Origin of the sequence: Cellulosimicrobium sp. ES-005 (assembly GCF_040448685.1) — a bacterium.
Lineage (GTDB): Bacteria > Actinomycetota > Actinomycetes > Actinomycetales > Cellulomonadaceae > Cellulosimicrobium > Cellulosimicrobium cellulans_G.
Genome location: NZ_CP159290.1, coordinates 3,777,405 through 3,797,511, shown reverse-complemented (window position 1 = coordinate 3,797,511; position 20,107 = coordinate 3,777,405). Strand labels below are relative to the sequence as shown.

Below are 20,107 nucleotides of genomic sequence, written 5' to 3'. Positions count from 1 at the left end.
GACCCACCCTAGGGAGCAGGCCCGCGCCCCGCGCGGTACAACGTTTCGCGGGCGCCGCTCGTCTCATGGTGCGACAGGACGAACGCACCCGCGACGTCCCACCTCGAGGAGGACCGTGCGACCAGCGACCGGCCAGGACCGCCCCGCCGACGACCCGCTCACGGTGCTCGTGCGGGACCGCGGCAGCGCGCTCGTGGGCTACGCGTACCTCCTCACCGGGGACGTCTCCGCCGCCGAGGACCTCGCGCAGGAGGCCGTGGTCCGCGTGTTCGTCCGGTCCCGACGCCACCGATGGCCCGACGCACCCGAGTCGTACGTGCGCCGTGCCATCCTCTCGCTGTACGTCGACGGGTACCGGCGCTCCCGACGCTGGCGCGACGTCGAGCACCTCGTCGCCGTTCCCCCGCACCGGGACGGCCCGGCGGACGCCGCCGACACCTCCGCCGACGTCCGCGACGCGCTGCGCGCGCTCGCGCCGCAGGAGCGCGCGTGCGTCGTGCTGCGCTACTACGACGACCTCACCGTCCCGCGGATCGCCGAGCACCTCGGGCTCTCCGTGGGGACGGTCAAGCGCTACCTGCACAACGCCGTCGGCAAGCTCGAGACCCTCCTGGGCCCCCTCGACGACGCGGCGGACGACGACACCGACGACCAGGTCGGGCTCGTGACTCCCCACGCCCCGACGACGCCTCGGAGGGCAGACGCATGACCCGCCTCGACGACTCCCTCCACGAACTCGCCGACACGCCACGACGCCAGGGCGTCGTGCTGCCGCTCGCCGACGTCCAGCACCGGGTCCGCCGCGGACGACGCGTCCGCCGCACCGCGACGGCCGGGATCGTGACGGCCGGCGTCGTGGGGGTCGGCGTCGCGGCCGTGTCGCTGGGACTCCCGGGATGGCGTGCCACCGAACCCCCGCCCGCAGCCACGTCCGCTCCTCAGGAGGTCGTCGCACCGCTCGTCGGGACGACCGTCGCGTGCGGGACTCCCGAGGCGGACCTCGCCGCCACGACGACGCTCACGCTCACCGGGCCGGGCGGCGCCGGGGTCCCCGGCGTGCAGGACGGAGACGGTGACGTCGGGTCCCTCGAGCTCACGAACCACGGCGAGGAGCCGTTCGTCGCGGCGTCGAACGGTTTCGCGCGCACGGTGCTCGTCGACGACGCGGTGGTCGTCGCCGTGCCGATGATGGAGCCCGCCCCGTTCCACCCGATCGACCTCGCGTCCGGGGAGCGCCAGCCCTTCGGCATCACCCCGACGAGTCCGTGCGACGGCGGCACGCTCGCACCCGGCACCTACACCGGCTACTACGTGCTCGAGGTCGACGCGCTCGGGAGCGCCGCCGACCTCGACGCCTGGCACGGCACGACCGGCACGTCCACGTCGATCGTCAGCGCACCGTTCGAGGTCGTCGTCGGGTGACTCTTCCCGGCAGCGACCCGGGGCGAGGACCCCGCCGTGGGCGATGATGGGCGGGTGACCTCACCGACCGCACCCGCCGCCGTGACCGACCCGACCCCTCACGACCGCGCGCGTGCGCACGCCCAAGAGCTCGCGACGTTCGTCGAGGCGTCCCCGTCGTCGTACCACGCGGCCCACGAGGTCGCGCGCCGCCTGGAGGCCGCCGGCTTCGAGCGGCTCGACGAGACGGCGGCGTGGCCGCCGGCGACCGGCAGCGAGGGCGACGGGCGCGCGGGCGGGCGGTACGTCGTCGTGCGGGACGGTGCGGTGATCGCCTGGGCGGTCCCCGCGGGCGCGACCGCGACGACGCCGTTCGCGATCCTCGGCGCCCACACCGACTCTCCCGGCTTCAAGCTCAAGCCGCGGCCCGGCGTCGTGCGCGAGGGCTGGTGGCAGGCGGGCGTCGAGATCTACGGCGGGCCGCTGCTCAACTCGTGGCTCGACCGCGAGCTGGAGCTCGCCGGGCGCCTGGTGACGTCCGACGGCGTGGAGCACCTCGTGCGCACGGGGCCGCTGCTGCGCATCCCGCAGCTCGCGATCCACCTCGACCGCGCCGCGAACGACGGGCTCGCGCTCGACAAGCAGCAGCACACGCAGCCGGTGTGGGGGCTGGCGTCGGCGGCCGGCCCGGCGGGGTCGGACGCCGTGGGCGCGGGTGCCGGGCCGGGCGGCGCCGACGTCGTCGCCGAGCTCGCGCACCACGCGGGCGTCCGGGCGAGCGAGGTCGCGGGCTACGACGTCGTCGTCGCGGACACGCAGGCGCCGCGCGTGTTCGGCGCGCACGGCGCGTTCCTCGCGTCGGGCCGTCTCGACAACCTGCTCTCCGTGCACGCCGGGCTCGTCGCGCTGCTCGAGGTCGCCGGGACGCCGGACGCCCCCGTCGAGGGGGACGTGATCCCCGTGCTCGCGGCGTTCGACCACGAGGAGATCGGCTCCGAGTCACGCTCCGGCGCGTCGGGCCCGTTCCTCGCGGACGTGCTCGACCGGATCGCGACCGGCCTCGGCGCGACGCCCGAGGAGCGGCACCGCCAGCTCGCCGCCTCGCTGTGCGTGTCGAGCGACGTCGGGCACTCGGTGCACCCCAACTACCCGGAGCGCCACGACCCCGCGAACCGACCGCTCGCGGGCGGCGGGCCGATCCTCAAGATCAACGCGAACCAGCGGTACACGACCGACGCGCACGGCGCCGCGGCCTGGGCGCGCGCCTGCGCGCGGGCGGGCGTGCCGAGCCAGGAGTTCGTGTCCAAGAACACCGTGCCGTGCGGCTCGACGATCGGCCCGCTCACGGCGACCCGCCTCGGCATCCGCACGGTCGACGTCGGCGCACCCATCCTCTCGATGCACTCCGCACGCGAGCTGACGGCGGTCGTCGACCCGTGGTACCTCTCCCGCGCGGTGACGGAGATCTTCCGCGGCTGACGTCCCTCCCCCTCCCCAGCCGCGTCGGCAGTCCCCGCGTTAGCGGGGGCGGGGGCGGCGAGTGGCTCGTTCCGCGTCAGCCGCGGTCGGCGCGGGCGCGGATGCCGCGCAGCATCTTCTGCGTCATGAGGAAGCTCACCGGCTGGAGCGCCTCGACCGTGGCTCTGCCTGCGGCACCGACCGGGACGTAGCGCTCGCGGACCAGCAGGCGCGACCTCGGTGTGCCGTCCACCGCCGGCGGGAGCGGGCGGACGACGAACGCCCACGAGAACCGGAACGGCATCGTGTCCGGCTGGCCCGGCCCGGGGGCGCCGCGCAGCACGAGGTGCGAGCCCGGCTCCAGGAGCGCGACGCGCAGGGCGACCTCGTCGGCGAGGTGGACGTCGTCGCCGACCGCCAGCCCCTGCCAGCGCTCCTCGATCGCGTCCGCGCTCCGGATGCCCAGCCCCACGAGGTTCTCGAGCGCGTCGTAGGAGTAGAAGCCCCCGCGGCCCTGGCCGAGCTGCACGATCCACGGCCAGACCTGCGACGGCGGAGCGTCGACCGTGACCGCCCGCGTCGCGACGACGGCACGCGCGTCGGGCACGAGGTCGTCGCCCGGGAGCACGCACTCGTGCTCGCCCTCCCACGTGCCCCACGTCTGGGTCATGCGCCGGGTGAGCAGGAGCGCCCCGACGGCCAGCGCCGTCGTCGCCACGACCCGGACCCCGCGCACCGCTCCCATGCGTCGATCCTCGGCCGCGCGGTGCGCGCCGCGCGAGGGCCGGAGGTCCCGCGCACGGCCGCCGTCGGGCCGAAGGATGGGCCGGAGGTGGGAGACTCGGAGGCGTGCCGCACGCCCCCTCCCCCACCTCCCTGCGACCGACGAGCGCGGCCCTGCTCGACGTGCTGCGCGCGGGCGGGCGACGCGACGAACGGCTGCTGCACGTGCGCGAGCTGCCCGCGCGGGCCGGCACCCAGGCCGAGTGGCCGGCGTGGGCCGACGCGTCGCTCGTCGCGGGCTACCGCGCGCTCGGCGTCGACCGCCCGTGGGAGCACCAGGTCGCGGCGGCCGACGCCGCGTGGTCGGGCCGGCACGTCGCGCTCGCCACCTCGACGGGCTCCGGCAAGTCGCTCGCGTTCTGGCTCCCCGCCCTCTCCTCGGTCCGGGCCGACGCCGCCGCGCGCCTCCTCGACCCCGGCCGCATCGAGTCGGTCGCCCGACGCGGCGCCGTGCTCTACCTCTCGCCCACCAAGGCGCTCGCCGCCGACCAGCTCTCGGGGCTCCAGCGGCTGCTCGACGCCGCCGGGACGCGCGACGTGCGGGTCGCGACGTGCGACGGCGACACCGGGCAGGACGAGCGGCGCTGGGTCCGCGAGCACGCCGACGTCGTGCTCACCAACCCGGACTTCCTGCACTTCGCGCTCCTGCCGAACCATCGCGGCTGGTCCCGGCTCCTGCGTGACCTCCGGTACGTCGTCGTGGACGAGGGCCACGCCTACCGCGGGGTGTTCGGCGCCCACGTCTCGCTCGTCCTGCGGCGGCTGCGGCGCCTCGCCGCGCACTACGCGCGCGAGGGCGACCGGCCGCCGACGTTCGTCGTCGCGTCGGCCACGACCGCCGACCCTGCGACGAGCGCCGCACGCCTCGTGGGCGTCGAGCCCGACGACGTCGTGACGGTCGCGCAGGACACGTCGCCCGCGGGGCGCAAGACGTTCGCGCTGTGGGAGCCGCCCGTCGTCGTGGGCTTCGACGCGGCCACCGACGCCGGTCCCGCCGAGGGGCACCACGACGACGACCCGACGGTCCCGACGGCCGTGGACGCCGCAGCCGAGCACCCGCGGCGCAGCGCGACGGCCGAGGTCGCGGACCTGCTCGCGGACCTCGTCATCGCGGGCGCGCGCACGCTCGCGTTCACGCGCTCGCGCCGCGGGGCGGAGTCGGTCGCGGTCCAGACGCAGGACAGCGTGCGCGTCGTCGACCCGCGGCTCGTGCGGCGCGTCGCCGCCTACCGGGGCGGGTACCTGCCCGAGGAGCGGCGCGAGCTCGAGGACGCCGTGCGCACGGGCGACGTCCTGGGCCTCGCGACGACCAACGCGCTCGAGCTCGGCGTCGACATCTCCGGCCTCGACGCCGTCCTCATCGCGGGCTGGCCGGGCACCCGCATGTCCGTGTGGCAGCAGGCGGGCCGCGCCGGGCGCGCGGGCGCGGACGGCCTCGTCGCGTTCGTCGCACGGGAGGACCCGCTCGACACGTTCCTCGTGCACCACCCCGAGGCCGTGTTCGACGCCCCGCTCGAGGCGACCGTGTTCGACCCCGCCAACCCGTACGTCCTCGCGCCCCACCTGTGTGCGGCAGCGGCCGAGAACCCGCTGCGCTCCGAGGACCTCGCGGCCTTCGGCGACCCCGACGCCGTGCGCGGTCTCCTCGACGTGCTCGTCGCCCGCGGCGCGCTGCGCCGTCGCGCGTCCGGGTGGTACTGGACGCACGCGCAGCCCGCGTCCGGTATGACGGACCTGCGCGGCTCGGGCGGCACGCCCGTGCGGGTCGCCGAGGCGCGCACCGGCCGGCTGCTCGGCACGGTCGACGCCGCGTCCGCGGACGGGTCCGTGCACGACGGCGCGGTGTACGTCCACCAGGGCCGCACCTACGTCGTCGAGCACCTCGACCTGGCCGACCACGTCGCGCTCGTGCGCCGCCAGGACGTCGACCACGGGACGTGGTCGCGGTCGGCGACGTCCATCACGATCGTCGACGAGCCCGCGGACGGGGACGTCGCCGCCGGGCGGGAGGTCGTCGAGCGGAGCTGGGGGCCCGTCGGCTGGGGGTACGGCCCGGTCGACGTGTGCTCGCAGGTCGTGAGCTTCCAGCGCCGCCGCCTCCCGGACATGCAGGTGCTCGGCACCGAGACCCTGGACCTCCCCGAGCGCACGCTCCCCACGATGGCCGTGTGGTGGACCGTCCCGCAGTCGGTGATCGAGGAGGCGGAGGTCGACGCCGACGAGCTGCCCGGCGCGCTGCACGCCGCCGAGCACGCGTCGATCGGCCTGCTCCCGCTCCTCGCCACGTGCGACCGCTGGGACCTCGGCGGCGTCTCCACCGCCCTGCACGCGGACACCGGCGAGGCGACCGTGTTCGTGCACGACGCCTACCCCGGCGGGGCCGGCTTCGCCGAGCGCGGGTTCGAGCTCGGCGCGACCTGGCTCCGCGCGACGCGCGACGCCATCGCGCGCTGCCCCTGCCACGACGGCTGCCCGGCGTGCGTGCAGTCGCCGAAGTGCGGGTCGTACAACGCCCCGCTCGAGAAGGCCGCCGCCGTCCGCCTGCTCGACGCCGTCCTCGCCCACGCCCCGGCGGGCGAGGATCTCGACCGCACGAGCGACGGCCCCGCCTCCACGAGCGAGGAGCCCGGCCGCAAGAGCTAGGACCGGGGCCCCACGGGAGAGAACCTGGGTGCCGCGAGGGAGAACCGTGGTTGCGCAGGGTAGAACCGCGGTTGCGCGAGGAGAACTGTGGTCGCGAGGGAGAACTGCGGTCGCGCGAGGAGAACTGTGGTCGCGAGGGAGAACTGCGGTCGCGCGAGGGAGAACCGTGGTCGCGAGAGGGAGAACCGCGGTCATCGTGCGGTCGCCGGGCCTGCGCGTGCGGCGGCGCTCGCCCGGCCGAGCGCGACACCGAGGACGGTGACGCCGACGGTCGTGGTGACATCCACCCGCACGACCCCGCCGCCCTGGTCTGCGCACGCCGTGACCGACACCGCGTTGCGGGCCGCGACCTCACGGGCGCGGTCGCACGGGTCCCAGCCGTCCCGAGCGGCCGTGGCGGCTGCGAGCGCCGCGAGGTCGGCGCCGGTCTGCGCCGCTCCGCGGGCGGCCTGGGCGTGCGCGAGCGCCGCCAGACCGAGGGCCAGCACGAGCACGGCCGCGACGATCCCGAGCACGAGCACCGTGCCCGCGCCGCGCTCCGTGTCGGGCGCCCCGTCGTACCGCCCGTTCCCGGCCCGGGCCGGGCCGCGACCGGTGCGGCGTCCCGGCCACGCACGCGCGGCCGCGCCGGTCCCGACGACGCTCCGGTCCGGGGTCATGGCTCGACCCACGCGACGGCCTCCCCGCTCGCGCGCAGCGGCGACCCGGAGAGCCAGCCGCCGACGACGGGCGTCGTGACGCGGACCTCCACCCACGGGTCCCCGCGCGTCACGCCGACGGTCGCGTCGTCCCCCGCCACCCGGAGCGCCGTCGCGCGCACGGTCGCGTCGTCCTCGCCGATGGCCGCGGCACGGGCGGCGGCCCTCGCCGCGTCGGCGGAGCGCATCTGCGCGCCCGCCGCCGCGGCGAGGGTGAGGACGACGACGAGGACGAGGACGACCGCCGGCAGCGCGACGGCGAGCTCCGCCGTGACCGCACCACGCTCCCGGCCGTCGCGCGACCGGACCTTGCACGGGCCGACCTCGCGCGGGCCGACCTCGGGCGGGCCGACCTCGTGCGAACCGACCTCGCGCGGGCGGACCTCGGGCGAACCGACCTCGCGCGGGCCGACCTCGTGCGGGCGGAGCGCCCACGGCCAGGGCGCGCGCCACGCACCGGTGCCCGAGCCTGCGTCCCGTCGCACGGCTCAGCCCAGCGACAGCGCGCTGCGCACGATGCCGAGCAGCAGCTCGCGCACCTCGCCGCTCTTGAGCACGACGATGAGCAACCCGGCGAAGCCCGCCGCCGCCACGGTCGCGATCGCGTACTCCGCGGTCGCGAGACCGGCCTCGCCGTCCTGTCCCGCGCTCTGTCCCGTCAGACGCGCGAGCGCGCGCCGTCCCTGTCCTGCCATGGGTGCTTCCCCCTTCTCGTGGCCCGTGGTCACGGGCGTGCGGCGCCACCGTGCCGCACACGAGCGCGCTCCCGCACGGCGCTGACACCGGACGGTGGACGGGACCGTCTCGATCCGGGCCTGTGGACGCCCACGCGCGCAGCATCCTGGCGTGGCACGACCGTCGGAGGGTGCAGCGCGGTCCGCACGCCTCGACCCCGCGAGCCTGGTCACCCTCGTGTGCGGCGTCCTGTGCCTCGTCGTCGCGGTTCTCGCTGCGCTCGCCCCGACCGCCGTCGTGCGCTACCGGCACGCGAACGACGCGTCGAGCGCGTGCCTGCTGGAGCAGCAGGCGCCGCCCGGGTTCGACGGCTACACCGACCGCGTGGTGGGGCGGTTCACGGTCCTGCCGGCCCGCGTCGACTGCGCCTGGCACCTGCCCGACGGCCGCGAGGTGCGGACGTCGCGCGCGGCCCTCCCCGGCATCACGACGGCCGCTCTCGTCCTGGGCGGCGTCGGGATCGCGGGCGTGGGGGCGACTTGCCTCCGCGTCGCACGCAGAGAGCAACCCGTGTAGCTGCGTGCCACCCGAGTAGCCGAGTGCCACCCGGGTAGCCGAGTGCCGCCCGTGCACCGGGGAGGTCGACGCTCACCGTCAACCCAGCAGGCCCGACCCCAGCGAGACGAGGACGGGCACGAGCCCGACGAGCACGAACGCCGGGAGGAAGCACGCGCCGAGCGGGAGGACGAGGTGCACGGCGAGGCGCGCCGCGGCCGCCTTGGCGGCGGCGGTCCGGTCCTGGCGCGACGCCTGCGCCGCGGCGCGCAGCGCGGGCGCGGGGGCCGCGCCGTGCAGCCAGGCCGGACGCAGCGCGCGCCGCACGACCTCGAGCCGCGGTGGCGCCGTGGCCCAGGCGGCGTCCCACGACGCGCCGAGGAGGAGCGCCGCGCCCGCGGCTCGCAGGGCGGCGCCCTCCCGACCGCCGACGCACACCCCGACCACGTCCAGCGCGCGCGGGACGGCTGCGCCGGAGCGGACCGCCGCCGCGAGGAGCTCGAGGAGCACGCCCGTCTCGAGGGGTCCGTCGTCCGGTCGCCCTCGACCTCCGCCCCGTCCCTCCCGCTCCGCCTCGCCCGTCGCCCCGCCGGGGCTGCCTGCGGTGCTCTCCGGCTGTCGCGACACCGCGACGGCCCGCCGCACGACGGCCGCCCGCGCCGCCCACCACGGCGCGGTCGCCACCAGGACCCACGCCGTCACCAGGAGCGCGGTCACCGGTCCTCCCCCGCGGCGCGCGCCCGCTCGACGAGCCGCCCGGACCAGGTGCGCCCCGCGAGCAGGAGCACGAGCCCGAGGAGCACCCCGACGGACCCGATGCCGCCGTCGGTCGCGGTGCCGAGCGGGTCGGCCCCGAGGACGTAGCCCAGCAGGACGCCCACCGCCGGGAGCCACAGGAGCACGCGCGCGGTCGCCCGCGGCCCGGCGAGCGCGGCGTCCCGCTCGGCGCGGGCCTCGGCGTCCGCCGCCACCGAGGCCGCGACCTCGTCGAGCACCGGGGCCAGCGGTGCGCCCACCTCGACCGCGAGCCGGCACGCCGCCACGAGGGCCCGCGCCGTGGGGAGCCCGCCCACGTGCGGCGCGAGGTCGACGACGCGGGGGACGCCCGCGGCGTCGACCCGCACCCCGAGCGCCCGCTCCCACGCCGCGCCGGGCGCGGCCCCGGACCGCAGGAGCGACCCGACCTGCGTCACGACGACGCGCACGAGCTCCGGCACGGCCCGCACCCGGGACCTGCGCCGCAGGAACACCGGTCGCCCCGTCCGCGGCGAGGACCGGCCGACGACGCTGCGGGCCGGGCGTCCGCCTCGTGCTACGGCGCACCAGACCGCGGCGCCGACGAGCGCACCGACGAGGCCCGTCACCTGAACCTCACGCGCACCACCGCGCCAGGAGCTCGTCCCACGCGGGGCCGGCGACGGGCCCCGTGCCATCGGCCGGCGACCTGTCGGCCCGGTCCGGCCCCTCCGGAAGCACCGGAGCGCCGTCCCACGACCCCGCGAGGTCCACGCGCAGACCATCCCGCTCGTCGCTCCGCACGACGCCGATCTGGGCGAGCACGCGCCGGGTCGTGCCGCCCGCGCGCAGCCGACGCAGGTGCAGCACCACGTCGAGCCCACCGGCGGCCTGCGCCACCACGGCGGCGCGGTCCATCCCCGCGAGGGCCGCCAGCGCCTCCAGGCGCGCGGGGATCACCTCGACGTCGTTCGCGTGGATGGTCGCCAGCCCGCCCTCGTGGCCGGTGTTGAGCGCCATGAGCACCTCGCGCACCTCCGCGCCGCGGCACTCGCCCAGCACGATGCGGTCGGGGCGCATCCGCAGCGCGGCGCGCACGAGGTCGGCGAGGTCGACGCCGCCCGCGCCCTCGACGTTCGCCCGGCGTGCCGTGAGCGGGACGACGTGCGGGTGGTCCGGGTCGAGCTCGCGCGCCTCCTCGACGCAGACGATGCGCTCGTCGGGCGGGACGAGCGCGAGCAGCGCGGCGAGCAGCGTCGTCTTGCCGGTCCCGGTCCCGCCGGAGACGAGCACACTCGCGCGCGCCGCGACGAGCCGGCGCAGGACCGGCTCCCAGGCGTGCGGGACCGTGCCGGACGCGACGAGGTCGGCCAGGCCGAACGTCCGCGTCCGCAGCACGCGCAGCGAGATCACGGCCCCGGCCCCGCACACCGGAGCCACCACCGCATGGAGGCGCGTCCCGTCGGGCAGCCGGGCGTCGACCACGGGCGAGGCGTCGTCGAGTCGCTGCCCGCCCGCGGCGGCGAGCCGCACGGCCAGCGATCGCACGGCCTCCGGCCCTCCGAGCGGGACGACGACGCGTTCGAGCCCGGCGCCGCGGTCGACCCAGACCTCGTCGGGCCCGTTGACGAGCACGTCGGTCACCCCGGGCTCGTCGAGGTAGCGCTGGAGCGGTCCGGCGCCGAAGATCTCCGCGTGCGCCGTGCGCGTCAGCTCCCGCAGGGCGGTCGTGCCGAGCACGCGCCCGGACGCCCGCAGCGCGTCGGCGACGGCCGCGTCGTCGGGCCCCGCCGAGCCCAGGCCGGCCTCCGCGCCGGCCCGCACGAGGCGGTCCCGGACGCCGTCCAGCAGCGGGCCGCGCCCCCGTTCCGAGCGTCCCGGCCTCGGGTCGCGCCCGCTCACCCGAGGCTCCCCGCGTACCGCGCCGCGAGGTCGCGTCCCGCGCGCACGACCGGCCCGCGCCCGACGCACGGGCCCTGGCCGCGCTCGATCGCCGCGGCGAGCCCCCGGTCCCAGCCGACCGCCGCGGCGACCCCGAGCCCGACGGCGTCCGCGACCTCCCCGCCGGACAACCGCCCCGGAGCCGGTCGGCGCAGGACGAGCGCCGCCGGGCCGGGGACCCGGTCGCGCACCGCCGCAGCGCCCGCGACCCCGGCCACGTCGAGCGGCGTCACGACCAGCACCTCGTCGCACGCCCTGAGCAGCTCCCCGCCGGCACCACCAGGCCCGAGCGCGGCACGGTCGACGTCGAGCACGAGCACCCCCGACCGGCCGGACGTGACCTCGGCGAGCGCCGCCACGACGTCCGCGAGCGCCGCGGGCTCCGGGCCGCCGCCGCGCTCGGTGCTGACGACCGGGACCGTGCCCCACCGCGGCAGGCGCGCGAGGAGGTCCTCGCCGTCGAGCCGGCCGCGCGCGTCGGCCAGGTCGGGCCAGCGCACGCCCGGGTCCTGCTCGATGCCGAGGAGCACGTCGAGCCCACCGCCCACGAGCGCGAGGTCGACCAGGCACGTGGGTGCGCGACGTCGCGCCACCGCGCGGGCGAGCGCGGACGCGACCACGCTCGCGCCCGCGCCGCCGCGCGCTCCCACCACCGCCACGACCGCCCCGCCCATCGCGTCCTCCCCCCGCCCGTCCACCGGCGACCCACCCTGCCGTGACCGGGCGGATGGCGTCGGGGCGGAACCGCGACCTGTGGACGGGCGCCCCGGCGAGCGCTCCTGTGGACGGCCACGTTCCGCGGCTAGGCTCGCGACCGTGACCCCGCTCCCGGACCCGACGGACCCGCCCCGCACCGGCCGGGTCGCCGCGTTCTTCGACCTCGACAAGACGATCATCGCGACGTCGTCGGCCGCGGCGTTCTCCCGGCCGTTCTTCGCCGGCGGGCTCATCAACCGCGGGGACGTGCTGCGCAGCGCCTACGCGCACTTCCTGTTCATGGTGGGCGGAGCCGACGCGGACCAGACCGAGCGCATGCGCGCGCACCTGTCGAGCCTCGTGACCGGATGGGACGTCGCCACGGTGTCGCGCATCGTCGAGGAGACGCTGCACGAGCACATCGACCCCGTCGTCTACGCGGAGGCGGTCGAGCTCATCGAGTCCCACCACGAGCACGGGCACGACGTCGTCATCGTGTCCGCCTCCGGGAGCGAGGTCGTCGAGCCCATCGCCGCGGTGCTGGGCGCCGACCACGCGATCTCGTCGCGCATGGCGGTCGAGGACGGCCGGTACACGGGCGCGATCGACTTCTACGCGTACGGCGAGAACAAGGCCGTCGCGATCCGCGAGCTCGCCGCGCACGAGGGGTACGACCTGGAGGCGAGCTACGCCTACTCCGACTCGGTGACCGACGCGCCGATGCTGGGCGCGGTCGGGCACGCGTTCGTCGTCAACCCCGACCGGACGCTGCGCCGGCTCGCCGCCGAGCACGGCTGGGGTGCGCTGACGTTCTCGAAGCCGGTCGCGCTGCGGTCGCACCTCTCGGGGTCGACGCCGGTCCTCGCCGTGGCGGGGGTCGTCGCGCTCGGCGTGGTGGCGTGGGTCGCGTGGCGCGCGCTGCGCCGTCGCCGCCGCGGCTGAACGGGGTGCGGCCGGGATCACGAGACGACTCCCGCCGCCCGCCGAAGGGCCCGATCCGGACCTCCCGGACCAACCGCTCCGGGCTGTTCGAACGCCCGTAGAACACGGTGTGGAAGTCCCCGCGGAGCGGTTGCGCTCGTCGGTCGCCCGGGCTGTGATGGAGGGACAACAGCATCTCGGCGGTACCCACGCGCAGGAAGTCCACGTAGGGACTCGCTGACCGGACGAGACCCGGCCACGACGGCCACCTCGCGCCGTTGCAGCGGACACGGTTGCACGCCTGATAGCCGCCGCGGTGCTGGCGGGACGGCGCTCCTGAGGGGGCGCCGTCGTCGTGCCGGGCGCGCGGTCGCCGCGCGATACTGGAGCCCATGACGTCAGCGCCGAGTGTCTCCTCCTCCATCACCGTCCGGCTCCAGGTCGAGGCGCGCCCCACCGCCGTGAGCGAGCTGACGACGGCGATCGAGCACACCGGCGGGATCGTCTCCGCCCTCGACGTCACGGCCTCGGGCCACGAGCGCATCACGGTCGACGTCACGGTCGCGACGCGCGGCGAGGAGCACGCCGGGCAGATCGTCGAGGCGCTGCGCGCGCTGCCGGGCGTCGTCGTGGACCGCGTCTCGGACCGCACGTTCCTGCTGCACCTGGGCGGCAAGCTGCAGATCGAGTCCAAGGTGCCGATCCGCAACCGCGACGACCTGTCGATGATCTACACGCCCGGCGTCGCGCGCGTGTGCGAGGCCATCGCGGCCAAGCCCGAGGACGCGCGCCGCCTCACGATCAAGCGCAACACCATCGCCGTGGTGACCGACGGCTCGGCCGTGCTCGGGCTGGGCGACATCGGCCCGCTCGCCTCGCTGCCCGTCATGGAGGGCAAGGCCGCGCTGTTCAAGCGGTTCGCGGACATCGACGCGTTCCCCATCGCGCTCGACACGACCGACGTCGACGAGATCGTGCGCACCGTCAAGGCCATCGCGCCCGTGTTCGCGGGCATCAACCTCGAGGACATCTCGGCGCCGCGCTGCTTCGAGATCGAGGCCCGGCTGCGCGCCGAGCTCGACATCCCCGTGTTCCACGACGACCAGCACGGCACGGCGATCGTCGCGCTCGCGGCGCTGACGAACGCGCTGAAGGTCGTGGGCAAGGACCTGCCGGACGTGCGCATCGTGCTGTCGGGCGCCGGTGCCGCCGGGACCGCGGTGCTCAAGCTCCTGCTCGCCGCGGGCGCGCACGACGTCGTCGTCGCCGACATCGAGGGTGTCGTCCACCCCGCGCGGCCGGGACTGTCGCCGTCGCTCGCCTGGACCGCCGTCAACACCAACCCGCGCCACGTCACGGGGACGCTGCGCGAGGCCGTCGTCGACGCAGACGTCTTCATCGGCGTGTCCGCGCCCGACGTCCTCACGGGCGACGACGTCGCGCGCATGGCGCCCGGCGCGATCGTCTTCGCGATGGCGAACCCGCGCCCCGAGGTGGACCCGGTCGACGCGGCGAGGCACGCGGCGATCGTCGGCACCGGGCGCTCCGACTTCGCGAACCAAATCAACAACGTCCTCGCGTTCCCGGGCGTGTTCCGCGGCCTCCTCGACGCGCAGTCGCACCGCATCACCGACGGCATGCTGCTCGCGGCCGCGCGCGCCCTGGCGTCCGCGATCCACGAGGACCAGCTCAACCCGACCTACATCATCCCGAGCGTGTTCAACCCCGAGGTGACGTCGCTCGTCGCCGCGGCCGTCGAGCGCGCAGCGCGCGCGGCGGACGCGACCGAGCCCGCCGCGCTCACCGGCGGGCTCCCGCGCGTCGCGCCCGTGCCGGCATCTCCGTCGGCCGCGCCGACCACGACCACCCCGGAGGCCTGACCCGTGCAGCGCGTCACCACCCGCAACGCCGCGTTCCAGCAGTGGGAGGCGCTGCTCACCAACCGCACCAAGCGGCACCGCGCGGGCGAGATGGTCGTCCAGGGCGTGCGGCCGATCACGCTCGCCGTCGAGTCGGGCTGGACCGTGCGGACCTGGCTCGTCGACGCGGACCGGTCGCTGTCGAGCTGGGCGCACGCGATGCTCGACCGCGTCCGGACCCGGCGGTTCGCGGTGTCGTCGGAGCTCATGCGCGAGCTCGGGGGCAAGGACGACGACGCGCCGGAGCTGCTCGCCGTCGTCGCGACGCCGCCCGACGACCTGGGGCGGATCGCCGTCGGCGGCCGTGCCGCCGGGGACGAGGGCACCGCGTTCCTCGGCGTCGTGCTCGACCGCCCCACGAGCCCGGGCAACGTCGGGACCGTCGCACGCTCGCTCGACGCGTTCGGGGGCGGCGGGCTGGTCGTCGCGGGGCACGCCGCGGACCCGTACGACCCGCGCGCCGTGCGCGCCAGCACGGGCTCGATCTTCTCCGTGCCGACCGTGCGCGTCCCCGCGGGGCGCGACGTCCTCGACTGGGTCGCCGCGCAGCGCTCCGCCGGGGTTCCCCTGACCCTGCTCGGGACGGACGAGGACGGCGACGTCGAACTCGCGGACCACGACCTCACCGGCCCGACGCTCGTCCTCACCGGCAACGAGACGACCGGCCTCAGCGCCGGGTGGCGCGAGGCGTGCGACGTCATGGTGAGCATCCCGATGCTCGGCTCGGCGAGCTCGCTCAACGCCGCGAGCGCGACGACGGTCGTGCTGTACGAGGCCGTCCGGCAGCGCCGGTCCCGCTGACGCCGCCACGGCGGAGCAGCCTCTGCCATGCCGCCGACGACCGCCGGCGGGCATTTGCGAGCGGTCCCGCCGAATGATGGACTCCTGTGACCGCGCTCACGACAACGGGTCTAGACTCCCCAAGGTCGGGGCCCACCGTCGTGGGCGTCCGACCGCCCTGCGCCCCGCCGCCGCTTCCTCGGCGGCCCACGCACGGGCGCCGCACCAGAGTCGATGCGCACCGGAGGTCAGCGTGCCAGAGAACGAGTCCACCACCGCCCAGCCCGGGTTGGAGAACCTCCTCCACGAGACCCGGAGCTTCCCGCCGAGCCCGGAGTTCGCCGCGCAGGCGAACGCGAAGCCCGAGCTCTACGAGGAGGCGCAGGCCGACCGGCTCGCGTTCTGGGCACGGCAGGCGAACGACCTCGTCACCTGGCGGACGCCCTTCACCGAGACGCTCGACTGGTCGCAGGCGCCCGTCGCGCGCTGGTTCGCCGACGGCACGCTCAACGCCGCGTACAACGCGGTCGACCGCCACGTCGAGGCGGGTCTGGGCGACCGGGTCGCGATCCACTTCGAGGGCGAGCCGGGCGACACCCGCACCGTGACGTACGCCGAGCTGCAGCGCGACGTGTCGCGCGCGGCCAACGCGCTCGCCGCGCTCGGCGTCGAGACGGGCGACCGGGTCGTCATCTACCTGCCGATGATCGTCGAGGCGGTCGTCGCCATGCTCGCGTGCGCGCGGATCGGTGCGCCGCACTCGGTCGTGTTCGGCGGGTTCTCGGCGGACGCGCTGCGCAGCCGCATCGCCGACGCGGAGGCGAAGCTCGTCATCACGGCCGACGGCGGCTACCGCCGCGGCGCCGCCTCCGCGCTCAAGCCCGCGGTCGACGAGGCGCTCGCGCCGAAGGAGGGCGCCGAGCCGACGACGGTCGAGCACGTGCTCGTCGTGCGCCGCACCGGCCAGGACACCGCGTGGACCGAGGGCCGCGACGTGTGGTGGCACGACGCGCTCGAGTCGGCCGACACGACCCACACGCCGGTCTGGGTCGAGGCCGAGCACCCGCTGTTCATCCTCTACACGTCCGGCACGACCGGGAAGCCCAAGGGCATCCTCCACACGACCGGCGGCTACCTCACGCAGTCCGCGTACACGCACCGCAACGTCTTCGACCTCAAGGCCGAGAGCGACGTCTACTGGTGCACGGCCGACATCGGCTGGGTCACCGGCCACTCCTACGTGGTCTACGGCCCGCTGCTCAACGGCGCGACCCAGGTGATCTACGAGGGCACCCCGGACTCCCCGCACCAGGGGCGCTGGTGGGAGATCGTGGAGAAGTACAAGGTCTCGATCCTCTACACCGCGCCGACGGCGATCCGCGCGTGCATGAAGTGGGGCGAGGAGATCCCCGCGAAGTTCGACCTGTCGTCGCTGCGCGTGCTCGGGTCGGTGGGCGAGCCCATCAACCCCGAGGCGTGGATGTGGTACCGCCGCGTCATCGGCGGCGACCGCACGCCCATCGTCGACACGTGGTGGCAGACGGAGACCGGCGCGATCATGATCTCGCCCCTGCCGGGCGTCACGGCCGCCAAGCCGGGCTCCGCCCAGGTGCCGCTCCCGGGCATCGTCGCGGACGTCGTCGACGACGAGGCGCACTCCGTGCCGAACGGCGGCGGCGGGTACCTCGTGCTGTCCGAGCCGTGGCCCTCCATGCTGCGCGGCATCTGGGGCGACCTCGAGCGCTTCACGGACACGTACTGGTCGCGCTTCCCGGGGATCTACTTCGCGGGCGACGGCGCCAAGAAGGACGAGGACGGCGACATCTGGCTCCTCGGCCGCGTCGACGACGTCATGAACGTCTCGGGCCACCGCCTCTCCACCACGGAGATCGAGTCGGCGCTCGTCTCGCACGAGATCGTCGCGGAGGCCGCGGTCGTGGGCGCGAGCGACGACCTCACGGGCCAGGCCGTCGTCGCGTTCGTCATCCTCCGCGGCGAGCACGCCGGCCGGGCGTCCGACGCCGACGGCGCGGCCGCCGTGCAGACCGAGCTGCGCAACCACGTGGCGAAGGAGATCGGCCCGATCGCCAAGCCGAAGCGCATCCTCGTCGTGCCGGAGCTGCCCAAGACCCGGTCCGGCAAGATCATGCGCCGCCTGCTGCGCGACGTCGCGGAGAACCGCACCGTCGGCGACGCGACGACCCTCGCCGACTCGTCGGTGATGGACCTCATCTCGGCGGGCCTGCAGAAGCCGTCGTCGTCCGAGGACTGACCGGCCTGCGCCGACCACGGGGTCGGTGTCGTTCTCCGCGCGAGAACGACACCGACCCCGTTCTCGCGCGCGGGCAGGGTCGTGCTCGGTGGGCGGGCACCCGCCGTCGATATGGCCGTGCCCGAGGGCCCGCGGACGGCGTAGCGTCGGGAGGTGATCCCCGTTCCCGCGGCCGACGGTCGTTCCCTCCTGGTCGAGCAGCTCGGCCTGCGCAGCGACTGCTCGCGCTGCACCGGCCTGTGCTGCGTCGGGCTCCACCTCGTGCGCTCCGCCGACTTCGCGATCGACAAGCCCGCGGGCGACCCCTGCCCCCACCTGCGCGACGACTTCGGCTGCGGCATCCACGCCCGGCTCCGCGAGTCCGGGTTCCCCGGCTGCGTCGCGTACGACTGCCTCGGGGCCGGCCAGCGCGTGACCGCGTCCGTCCGGTCCGCGCACGACGGCGCGACCTGGCGCGACGACCCGGCCGCCGCGCGCGACGCGTTCGCGGCGCTCCCCGTCGTCACGCAGCTCCAGGAGCTGCTCTGGTACCTCGCCGAGGTGCTGTCGCTCCCCGCCGCGGCACCCGTGCACGACGACGCGCGCCGGGCCCTCGACCGGACGGCACCCCTCGCGGACCTCGCCCCGGCGGACCTCCTCGCGCTCGACGTCGGCGCCGTCCGCCGCGACGTCGGGCCGCTCGTCGACCGCGCGAGCGTGCTCGTCCGCGACGCCGCCCGGCACGGCACGTCCCGCCGTCCTCCGGGCGCGGCCGGTGCCGGGTCCCGGTCCGCCCGCAGCCGAGGCCGCACCGAGGGGCACGGCCCGGCGGCGGCGCCACCCGCCGCCGTCGGGCACCGGGTGCCGGGCGCCGGTGTGCGACGCCGCCTGCGACCCGGCGCGGACCTCGTCGGCGCCGACCTGCGCGGGCTCGACCTCACCGGGTCCGACCTCCGGGGCGCGCTGCTGCTGGGCGCCGACCTGCGCGGCTCCCGGCTGGACGCCGTCGACCTCCTGGGAGCGGACCTGCGCGGCGCCGACGCGCGCGGCGCCGACCTCGCGCGTGCGCTCTTCCTCACCCCGGCGCAGGCCGGCGCTGTCCGCCGTGACGAGCGCACGACCCTCCCCGCCACGCTCCTGCCCTGACCGGGCCCACCGCGACGTCGGCACTGCCTGCCGAGATCGGCAGCCGCGACTGCCGATCTGGACCGGGAGCGCCGATCTCGGCGGCGTCAGCTCGGACGCAGTCGGCTCGACCGCCGTCAGCGCAGGGTGGCCCGCCGTGCGAGCGGGGCCGCGAGCACCGCGCACACGGCGACGAGGGCCGCCGCGCCCCAGGCGAGCGCGCCGTACGACGAGAACCCGATGATCGCCCCGGCGAGGATGCCGCCGACGGCGCCGCCCGCGTTCATCGCGAGGTCGGAGAGGCCCTGCACGGACGTGCGCGACGGCCCGGGCGTCGCGTCGACGAGCAGCGCCGACCCGGCGACGAGCCCGCACGACCAGCCGAGCCCCAGGAGCACGAGGCCGACCGTGAGCCGCGCGGAGTCCTCCCCCGGCGCGCCCGCGACGACGACCGCGGCCGCGAGGAGCAGCGCGCCCCCGACGTAGAGGACGCGCGCGTGCCCGACCCGGTCCGCGAGCCACCCCACGACCGGGCTCAGGGCGTACATGCCCGCGATGTGCGCGCTGATGACGAGCCCGACGACCTGGAGCGTCGCCCCGCCGTGGTTCATGTGGACGGGCGTCATGGACATGAGCCCGACCATGACGAGGTGGCTGAGGACGATCGCGCCGAGAGCGAGGCGCGCCGTCGGGCTGGCCGACACGACGGCCCACCCGGCGCGCAGGCCGTCGCGCCACGACGAGCCCTTGCCGTCGCCCGGTCCGGCCCCCGGCGCCGCACCCGGGCCCGCGTCGGCCGTCGCGCGCGACGCGAGCAGCGGGTCCGGCCGCAGCCAGACCACGACGACGACGGCCGCCAGCGCGAACGCGACCGCGGCGAGGACGAACGGCGCCGCGCTGGGCGCCGTCGAGCCGTGCTGCGCGTGCGCGTCGCCGAGGCGCAGGCCGGGTCCCGCGACGCGGTCCGCGAGCCCGGCGAGGGTCGGACCGACGACGGAGCCGACCGTCGTCGCCCACACCACCACGGAGAGGTCGCGCGCCCGCCGCTGGGGCGTCGCGAGGTCGGTCGCCGCGAAGCGCGACGCGAGGCCGGCCGCCGTCCCCGACCCGAAGAGGAGCATGGCCACGACGAGCAGCGGCCAAGATCCCACGAGCACGGCGACGGTCGCGAGGACCGCTCCGCCGGTCGCGACGCCGAACCCGAGGAGCAGTGACGGCCGCCGACCGCGCTGTCCGGCGACGTGCGCGAGCGGCAGCGCGACGAGGGCGGCACCGACGACGCCCGACGTCGAGGTGAGGCCCGCGATCGCGTCCGACCCCGAGAGCGCGGACGCGACGAGCGGCGCGACCGCGATCCCGCTCGCGACGCCCACGCCCGAGAGCACCTGCGTCGCGGCGAGGGTCGTCAGGGTGCGACGCTGCGTCGGGAGGACGGGGACGTCGGAACCGACGTCGGAGGGCGGGGTCGCCGGTTCGGGGGCGGGCTGCTCGGTGCTCACCGGAGCACGGTAGGTCCCGGCGAGCGG

The 20,107-nt window shown here is 76.4% G+C and carries 19 protein-coding genes; 10 read left to right on the top strand and 9 right to left on the bottom strand.

The features are described from left to right. Positions 1 to 115: 115 nt before the first annotated feature. The 3 genes from ABRQ22_RS16960 (at position 116) to ABRQ22_RS16950 (ending at position 2,880) form a co-directional block, all read left to right on the top strand. Positions 116 to 709 carry a sigma-70 family RNA polymerase sigma factor gene (locus tag ABRQ22_RS16960; RefSeq protein ID WP_253055286.1) on the top strand — a complete coding sequence of 198 codons (594 nt, stop codon included), beginning with the start codon at positions 116 to 118 and terminating at the stop codon, positions 707 to 709. Further along, positions 706 to 1,422: a hypothetical protein gene (locus ABRQ22_RS16955; RefSeq protein WP_353707566.1), complete on the top strand. Its 717-nt coding sequence runs from the start codon at positions 706 to 708 to the stop codon at positions 1,420 to 1,422. Before ABRQ22_RS16960 ends, ABRQ22_RS16955 begins: the two co-directional genes overlap by 4 nt. Before the next feature lie 81 nt (positions 1,423 to 1,503). Further along, the gene (locus ABRQ22_RS16950; protein WP_353709569.1) at positions 1,504 to 2,880 is read left to right on the top strand and encodes a M18 family aminopeptidase; all 1,377 of its coding nucleotides are present in this window, start codon (positions 1,504 to 1,506) and stop codon (positions 2,878 to 2,880) included. A 76-nt stretch (positions 2,881 to 2,956) separates the two neighbouring features. Here the strand turns inward: ABRQ22_RS16950 and ABRQ22_RS16945 are convergent, their stop codons facing one another. Next, positions 2,957 to 3,604, bottom strand: coding sequence for an SRPBCC family protein (locus ABRQ22_RS16945; protein ID WP_353707565.1), 648 nt, complete (start codon positions 3,602 to 3,604; stop codon positions 2,957 to 2,959). A 104-nt stretch (positions 3,605 to 3,708) separates the two neighbouring features. Between ABRQ22_RS16945 and ABRQ22_RS16940 the strand changes: the two genes are divergently transcribed. After that, positions 3,709 to 6,285 carry a DEAD/DEAH box helicase gene (locus ABRQ22_RS16940; RefSeq protein ID WP_353707564.1) on the top strand — a complete coding sequence of 859 codons (2,577 nt, stop codon included), beginning with the start codon at positions 3,709 to 3,711 and terminating at the stop codon, positions 6,283 to 6,285. A gap of 191 nt (positions 6,286 to 6,476) precedes the next feature. On the opposite strand, the gene ABRQ22_RS16935 is transcribed toward ABRQ22_RS16940, so the two are convergent. The 3 genes from ABRQ22_RS16935 to ABRQ22_RS16925 all read right to left on the bottom strand — a co-directional run bounded on the left by ABRQ22_RS16935 (position 6,477) and on the right by ABRQ22_RS16925 (position 7,678). After that, positions 6,477 to 6,944, bottom strand: a complete 468-nt coding sequence (locus ABRQ22_RS16935) for an Rv3654c family TadE-like protein (protein ID WP_353707563.1) — start codon at positions 6,942 to 6,944, stop codon at positions 6,477 to 6,479. Continuing rightward, positions 6,941 to 7,234: a TadE family type IV pilus minor pilin gene (locus ABRQ22_RS16930; protein ID WP_253055331.1), complete on the bottom strand. Its 294-nt coding sequence runs from the start codon at positions 7,232 to 7,234 to the stop codon at positions 6,941 to 6,943. Before ABRQ22_RS16930 ends, ABRQ22_RS16935 begins: the two co-directional genes overlap by 4 nt. Positions 7,235 to 7,471: 237 nt before the next feature. Continuing rightward, positions 7,472 to 7,678, bottom strand: coding sequence for a DUF4244 domain-containing protein (locus tag ABRQ22_RS16925; RefSeq protein ID WP_308202353.1), 207 nt, complete (start codon positions 7,676 to 7,678; stop codon positions 7,472 to 7,474). A 151-nt stretch (positions 7,679 to 7,829) separates the two neighbouring features. Between ABRQ22_RS16925 and ABRQ22_RS16920 the strand changes: the two genes are divergently transcribed. Beyond that, on the top strand, positions 7,830 to 8,234 hold the full coding sequence (locus tag ABRQ22_RS16920; RefSeq protein ID WP_353707562.1) for a hypothetical protein: 405 nt from the start codon (positions 7,830 to 7,832) through the stop codon (positions 8,232 to 8,234). A gap of 78 nt (positions 8,235 to 8,312) precedes the next feature. Here the strand turns inward: ABRQ22_RS16920 and ABRQ22_RS16915 are convergent, their stop codons facing one another. From ABRQ22_RS16915 to ABRQ22_RS16900, 4 genes are all read right to left on the bottom strand, one after another. Beyond that, positions 8,313 to 8,930: a type II secretion system F family protein gene (locus ABRQ22_RS16915; protein WP_353707561.1), complete on the bottom strand. Its 618-nt coding sequence runs from the start codon at positions 8,928 to 8,930 to the stop codon at positions 8,313 to 8,315. Continuing rightward, positions 8,927 to 9,430: a hypothetical protein gene (locus ABRQ22_RS16910; protein WP_353707560.1), complete on the bottom strand. Its 504-nt coding sequence runs from the start codon at positions 9,428 to 9,430 to the stop codon at positions 8,927 to 8,929. Before ABRQ22_RS16910 ends, ABRQ22_RS16915 begins: the two co-directional genes overlap by 4 nt. 154 nt (positions 9,431 to 9,584) lie before the next feature. Continuing rightward, entirely contained in the window at positions 9,585 to 10,748 is a 1,164-nt protein-coding gene (locus ABRQ22_RS16905; protein WP_353709568.1) for a TadA family conjugal transfer-associated ATPase, read from the bottom strand. Positions 10,749 to 10,846: 98 nt separating this feature from the next. Then, positions 10,847 to 11,587: a pilus assembly protein FlpE gene (locus ABRQ22_RS16900; RefSeq protein WP_253055278.1), complete on the bottom strand. Its 741-nt coding sequence runs from the start codon at positions 11,585 to 11,587 to the stop codon at positions 10,847 to 10,849. Positions 11,588 to 11,705: 118 nt separating this feature from the next. On the opposite strand from ABRQ22_RS16900, the gene ABRQ22_RS16895 reads away from it, so the two are divergent. From ABRQ22_RS16895 to ABRQ22_RS16875, 5 genes are all read left to right on the top strand, one after another. Next, complete coding sequence (locus ABRQ22_RS16895) at positions 11,706 to 12,527, top strand: HAD-IB family hydrolase (RefSeq protein ID WP_253055277.1); 822 nt, start codon at positions 11,706 to 11,708, stop codon at positions 12,525 to 12,527. Between the two features lie 371 nt (positions 12,528 to 12,898). After that, entirely contained in the window at positions 12,899 to 14,386 is a 1,488-nt protein-coding gene (locus ABRQ22_RS16890; protein WP_253055276.1) for an NAD-dependent malic enzyme, read from the top strand. Between the two features lie 3 nt (positions 14,387 to 14,389). Beyond that, positions 14,390 to 15,226, top strand: a complete 837-nt coding sequence (locus ABRQ22_RS16885) for a TrmH family RNA methyltransferase (protein ID WP_353707559.1) — start codon at positions 14,390 to 14,392, stop codon at positions 15,224 to 15,226. 232 nt (positions 15,227 to 15,458) lie between these two features. Beyond that, positions 15,459 to 17,477 (top strand): acetate--CoA ligase, encoded by a 2,019-nt coding sequence (gene acs, locus ABRQ22_RS16880; RefSeq protein ID WP_353707558.1) that lies wholly within the window; start codon positions 15,459 to 15,461, stop codon positions 17,475 to 17,477. 153 nt (positions 17,478 to 17,630) lie between these two features. Beyond that, a complete protein-coding gene (locus ABRQ22_RS16875; RefSeq protein WP_353707557.1) occupies positions 17,631 to 18,602 on the top strand; it encodes a pentapeptide repeat-containing protein in 972 nt (323 codons plus the stop codon). Between the two features lie 116 nt (positions 18,603 to 18,718). Here ABRQ22_RS16875 and ABRQ22_RS16870 read toward each other — a convergent pair whose 3' ends face one another. Then, a complete protein-coding gene (locus ABRQ22_RS16870) occupies positions 18,719 to 20,080 on the bottom strand; it encodes an MFS transporter (protein ID WP_353707556.1) in 1,362 nt (453 codons plus the stop codon). Positions 20,081 to 20,107: the final 27 nt, after the last annotated feature.